General features: G+C 68.8%; 5 protein-coding genes. 4 read left to right on the plus strand and 1 reads right to left on the minus strand.

Annotated features, from left to right (window positions below; genetic code table 11):
• Window positions 1-124: 124 nt before the first annotated feature.
• On the plus strand, window positions 125-625 hold the full coding sequence (locus tag FKP22_RS18355; protein WP_211361460.1) for a nuclear transport factor 2 family protein: 501 nt from the start codon (window positions 125-127) through the stop codon (window positions 623-625).
• Window positions 626-628: 3 nt separating this feature from the next.
• Here the strand turns inward: FKP22_RS18355 and FKP22_RS18360 are convergent, their stop codons facing one another.
• Window positions 629-2,182 (minus strand): methyl-accepting chemotaxis protein, encoded by a 1,554-nt coding sequence (locus FKP22_RS18360; RefSeq protein WP_170200948.1) that lies wholly within the window; start codon window positions 2,180-2,182, stop codon window positions 629-631.
• 171 nt (window positions 2,183-2,353) lie between these two features.
• Between FKP22_RS18360 and FKP22_RS18365 the strand changes: the two genes are divergently transcribed.
• The 3 genes from FKP22_RS18365 to FKP22_RS18375 all read left to right on the plus strand — a co-directional run.
• A complete protein-coding gene (locus FKP22_RS18365; RefSeq protein ID WP_141289077.1) occupies window positions 2,354-2,920 on the plus strand; it encodes a YaeQ family protein in 567 nt (188 codons plus the stop codon).
• A 132-nt stretch (window positions 2,921-3,052) separates the two neighbouring features.
• Entirely contained in the window at window positions 3,053-5,242 is a 2,190-nt protein-coding gene (locus FKP22_RS18370; RefSeq protein ID WP_231012749.1) for a prolyl oligopeptidase family serine peptidase, read from the plus strand.
• 88 nt (window positions 5,243-5,330) lie between these two features.
• On the plus strand, window positions 5,331-6,032 hold a 702-nt coding region (locus FKP22_RS18375; protein ID WP_170200949.1), incomplete at its 3' end, for a PDC sensor domain-containing protein.

Consider the following 6,032-nt stretch of genomic DNA (forward strand, 5'->3'; position numbering starts at 1 on the left):
AGCGCTGGCCGTGATGCAGCTGCTGGACCTGGGCCGCGCCAGCGCCAAGGCTGGCCACGCGCTGCCGGTCACAGGCCTGGCAATCCCGGAGTCGGCAATGCCTGCTGCCACCTAAACTGCGCCGATGCCGAACACCCCATTGGCCACCCCGGTCGAACTCGCCACCCGTTTCTACGACGCCTTCACCCGGCGCGATGGCATTGCCATGCAGGCCTGCTACCACCCGCAGGCGCATTTCACCGACCCGGTCTTCGACCTGCACGGCGCCGAGATCGGCATGATGTGGCGCATGCTCAGCGCCAATGCACGCGACTTCCGGCTCGAATACAAGCTGCTGAGCAGCACCGAGACCGAGGCCACGGTGCAATGGGAAGCCTGGTACACCTTCAGCAGCACAGGCCGCCCGGTGCACAACATCATCACCGCGAAGATGCAGCTGCAGGAAGGCCTGCTGCTGCGCCATGTGGATGTGTTCGACTTCTGGCGCTGGAGCCGCCAGGCGCTGGGCCCCATTGGCCTGCTGATGGGCTGGAGCGGCTGGCTGCAGGCCAAGGTGCGCGCCAAGGCCGCGGCCGGCCTGGCGCAGTGGGAACTCAAGCAGGCCGACGAAGCAAAGAAGGGTTGAAGTTCAGGCCGCGACGCGGAAGCGCGCGGTCACGTCCGCCAGGCGCTGGGCCTGGTCCTTCAGGCTTTGCGCCGCGGCGGCGGACTCTTCGACCAGCGCTGCGTTCTGCTGGGTCATCTGGTCGAGCTGGTTGACCGAGCGGCCGATCTCGCCGATGCCGGTGCTCTGCTCGCTGGCCGCATGCGAAATCTCGCGAATGATGTGATCCACGCGCTGCACGCTGCTGACGATTTCGCCCATCGTCTCGCCCGCGTTCTGCACCAGGCGCGCACCGGATTCGACGCTTTCGACCGACGCGCCGATCAGCGACTTGATCTCGCGCGCCGCACCCGCCGAGCGCTGCGCCAGCGAACGCACCTCGCTGGCCACCACGGCAAAGCCGCGGCCCTGCTCACCGGCCCGCGCCGCCTCCACCGCGGCATTCAGCGCCAGGATGTTGGTCTGGAAGGCGATGCCGTCGATCACGCCGATGATGTCGGCGATCTTGCGCGAGCTGGCGCTGATGCTGTTCATCGTCGTCACCACCTGGCCGACCACTTCGCCACCCCTCGCGGCCACCGAAGTCGCGCTGCCCGCCAGCGCATTCGCCTGCCGGGCCGACTCGGCGCTCTGCTGCACCGTGCCGGTCAGCTGCTCCATCGCGCTGGCGGTCTGCTGCAGGTTGCTGGCGGTCTGCTCGGTGCGCTGGCTCAGGTCCAGGTTGCCGGTGGCCACCTCGCGGCTGGCGGTGCCAATCTGTTCGCTGGCCTGCTGCACTTCGCCGACCAGGCGCGCCAGCATGGCCTGCATGCCCTGCAGCTCGGTCACCAGAGCGGTGACTTCGTCCGGGCTGCGGCTGTCCCAGCGCTGCGGCGTCAGGTCGCCGTCGGCCACGCGGCGCGCCAGGGCTTGCGCCTGCTGCAGCGGCCGCAGGATGGACACGGTCAGCGCCCAGCCCAGCAGGGCTGATGCCAGCAGGCCGGCGACCACGCCCGCAAGCAGCAGCGCTTCGCCGGTGCGGGCTGAAGCCACGGCATCGGCCCGCTTCTCTTCGACCAGCGAAGCTTCGTGTTTGGCCAACTCGTCGACCGCCTTCGCATAGGCTGCCGCTGCGGGCCGCAGCTTCTGCTCAATTTCCTCGGTCGACACATGCGAGCCTTCTGCATCGCGCTTGACCAATGCGGTGCGCACGTCGCGGAACTGGTTGCCTGCGGCGTCGATCTGCTTCATCAGCGCCAGCGACTGCGCGTCGTCCAGCAGCGATTCGAGGCGCTTGCGCAGCTCGGCTGAGCGCTCCGAGGTGCGCTTGCGGTCGGCGCCCACGCGGGTGGCCAGCGCCTTGTCATCGCTCACCAGCAAGGCTTCGGCGCGGAAGGAACTGATCTCGACGATGGCGTGCAGCTCGCGCGCCAGCAGTGCGCGCTCGGCCGCCACGCCGCCGAGCTCGGCGGCCACGTCCGACAGCACGCGCAGGCGCCAGGCCCCCACCGCAGAGGCCAGCGCCATCAGCAAGGTCACGCCCGCCAGGCACAGCGACAGACGGGCACGCAGCCGGAACTTCAGCAGCAAGGAAATCATGATGCGGTCGCCTGCTCGATGCCTGGGCATCGCCTCCGGCGTCACTATTGGTAGATACCCTGGCTATCGGCTCAGGCTTTCGCAACTTGAGGCTTCGGGCGGCTTGCGCAGCCCAGCGCCTACACTTCGGACCCCGCTCACGTTGGGCGGGCTGTTCCGCTGTCGCACCCCATGGCCATCAAATCCACCGTCTTCAAGGCCCAGCTGCAGATCGCTGACATGGACCGCGCGCTTTACGCCGACCATGCGATCACGCTGGCCCGCCACCCGTCGGAAAACGACGAACGCATGATGATGCGGCTGCTGGCGTTCGCCCTTTCCGTGCCGGCCGACGACCTGCGCGGCAACCTGGAATTCACCGCCGGCCTGTCGGATCCGGACGCGCCGGACCTGTGGCAGAAGGACCTGACCGGCCAGCTGGTGCAGTGGATCGAGGTCGGCCAGCCCGACGACCGGCGCCTGGCCAAGGCCTGCGGCCGCTCGGAAGTGGTCAAGCTGTGGGCCTTCGCCAGCGCCGTGCCCATCTGGTGGCAGGCGCTGGAAGGCAAGGTCGTTCGACTGCCCAACCTGGAGGTCTGGCAGGTGCCGGCCGACCAAAGCAAGGAGCTGGCCACGCTGGCCCAGCGCACCATGCAGCTGCAGGTCACGGTGCAGGAAGGCCAGATCTGGGTCGGTGACGCGAGCCGTTCCATCACCGTCGAGCCCAAGCTGCTCAAGGGCCTGCACGCCAAGCGCTGAACAGCGCCCCCAGGCCGCCGACAAGCCTCGTCCGCCCCGCGCCGAACCAGGAAGCGGCATCGTCCTATCATGACGGTTCCGTGCCAGCGCCGATCCGGCGGCTGGTGTTGTACCGCCACAAGCGTCCCGACGATGTCCCACTTCAACCGCCGCCAGGCCCTCGCCCTGTTGGGTGCGGCCGGCACCCCACTGGCCATGGCACAAAATCCCATCTCCGCGGCCGCAGCCGCCGTCGCTCCCACCGCTGTCGCTACCGAGGACCCCTACCTCTGGCTGGAAGACGTGCTGGGCGACAAGGCGCTGAACTGGGTCCGCGAACACAACGCCGCGTCGCGCAGCGTGCTGGAAGCCCAGCCGGACTTCGAAGCCACGCGCACCCGGCTGAAGGACATCCTCGACTCGCGCGACCGCATTCCGCTGGTCAGCCGCGAGGGCGAGTACCTCTACAACCTGTGGAAGGACCACGCCCACCCGCGTGGCCTGTGGCGCCGCACCACGCTGGACAGCTACCGCCAGGCCGAGCCGCAGTGGGACGTGATCCTGGACCTGGACGCGCTGGCCAAGGCCGAGAACGAGAACTGGGTCTGGAGCCGGGCCACGCGGCTGGGCGGCAAGTCCACGCGGGCGCTGGTCGCGCTGTCGCGCGGCGGGGCGGACGCCACCGTGGTCCGCGAATTCGACCTGGCCACGCGGCGCTTCGTCGACGGAGGCTTCACGCTGCCCGAGGCCAAGTCGGACGTGGCATGGCTGGACGAGAACACCCTTTTCGTCGGCACCGATTTCGGCCCCGGCTCCTTGACCGACTCCGGCTACCCGCGCGTGGTCAAGCTTTGGAAGCGCGGCGAGCCGCTGTCGGCCGCGCGCACGGTCTACGAGGCGCAGAAGACCGACGTCGCGGCCTCGATCTCGGTCGACCACACGCCTGGCTTCGAGCGCGTGGTCTTCGGCCGCGCGCCCGACTTCTTCACCGACGAACTGGTGCTCTGGCACGACGGCAAGAGCACGCCGGTCGCCAAGCCGGCCGACGCCCAGATCTCGTTCTGGCGCGATGCGCTGCTGATCAAGCTGCGCAGCGACTGGGCCGTGGGTGGCAGCACCTGGGCCAGCGGCTCGCTGCTGATGGCCCCGGCCGAGGCCTACCTGCGCGGCGAACGCCAGTTCACCGCACTGTTCACGCCCACCGCCACCCGCTCGCTGGAAGGCTGGTCGACCACCCGCAGCCAGGTGCTGCTGGACGTGCTGGACAACGTGGCCAACCGTGTCGTCGCCTGGCGCAAGGTGGCGAATGAAAAAGGTGGGGAATGGCAGCAGCGCGAGCTGAAGACACCCTTCCCCGGCGCACTGCAGGTCCAGCCGCTGCACGACCCGCAGGTGGCAGACGACCCGCTGGCCGAGCACTTCTTCGTCTCGTACGTCGACTTCCTGACGCCCGACTCACTATACCTCGGCCGTGCCGACCAGGACCAGCTGGAGCGCATCAAGGCGCGCCCTGCGTTTTTCGACACCGCCGGCATGCGCGTCGAGCAGCGCTTTGCCAAGTCCAAGGACGGCACCAGGGTGCCCTACTTCGTGGTCTGGCCACAGGGCGCGATTGCCAACGGCAAGAACCCCACGCTGCTCTACGGCTATGGCGGCTTCGAGGTCTCGATGCAGCCCTGGTACTCGGCCAGCTGGGGCCATGGCTGGCTGCGCAAGGGCGGCGTGCTGGTGGTGGCCAACATCCGCGGCGGCGGCGAGTTCGGCCCGGCCTGGCACCAGGCGGCCATCAAGTCGCACAAGCAGAAGAGCTACGACGACTTCATCGCCGTCGCCGAAGACCTGCTGGCCAACAACATCACGACCCGCCAGCAACTGGGCATCCAGGGCGGCAGCAACGGCGGCCTGCTGGTCGGCGCGGTGATGATGCAGCGGCCGGACCTGTTCAACGCCATGGTCTGCCAGGTGCCGCTGCTGGACATGAAGCGCTTCAACAAGCTGCTGGCCGGCGCCAGCTGGATGGGCGAATACGGCAACCCTGACGACCCGGCCGAATGGAGTTTCATCTCCAAGTACAGCCCATACCAGAACGTGCACCAGAAGACCCACTACCCGCGGGTCTTCTTCGTCACCTCCACGCGCGACGACCGGGTCCACCCCGGGCATGCGCGCAAGATGGCGGCCCGCATGATGGCGCAGGGCCACCCGGTGCTGTACTACGAGAACATCGAAGGCGGCCACGGCGGTGCGGCCGACAACGCCCAGCTGGCCGACCGCCAGGCGCTGGAATTTGCGTATTTGTGGGCCCAGCTGGGAAGCCCGGCCAAGGCAGGCACGGGAAGCTGAACTGCCGGTGACAACCGGCGTCGGCGCCCGAACCAGGCGCCGACCCCTGGCTCAAGTCAGGCAGCTGCGGGGCCGATAGACGGACAACATGTCCGTGCCCGCCTGCCTGTCCACGCTGTTCGCCTCGCTGAAGTTCCGCCTCACGGCCATCGGCGTGCTGGTGCTGGCGCTGGGCATTGGCCTGATCACGGTGCAGCTGACCCAGCACGCCGAGCGCGACCTGCTGCAGATGCAGCGCCAGCGCGAGCTGGACGGCGTGGTGCGCAGCGCCGCGGTGCTGTCGCGCCGTTGCGTGGAACTGCAGCGTGCACTGCGCGCCAGCGCCAGCCTGCTGGACGAGGCCACGCTGGCCGATCCGCAGCGGCTGGCCAGCGCCCTCCAGGCCACGCCCGCACTGCGCGAGCTGTTCAGCTATGTGTTCGTGGCCGATGCCAATGGCAAGGTGCTGCTGGTTGCCGACAGCCAGGGCCTGCGCCATCCGCAGGTGTGGATCGGCGACCGCGACTACTTCCAGACCGCCATCACCCAGGCCAGGCCCGCCATCTCCGAGCCGCTGCCCGACCGCGTGCTGGGCCAGCCCGTCGTGGCGCTGGTGCATCCGTTGACCGACATCGGCAGCGGCCGCGTGCATGGCGTGATCGGCGGCGCGATGAAGCTGGCCAGCCGCGAGCTGCTGTCGGACCTGGTCGAAAGCACCAACGGCAACGCAGGCGACACCGGTGCCACCGTGATCGTCACCGATGCCAACGGCCGCATCCTCGCCCACCCCGAGCCGCGCCGCCTGCTCGGC

The organism is Ideonella azotifigens, from assembly GCF_006519715.1.
In the GTDB taxonomy this organism is placed as follows: domain Bacteria; phylum Pseudomonadota; class Gammaproteobacteria; order Burkholderiales; family Burkholderiaceae_C; genus Ideonella; species Ideonella azotifigens.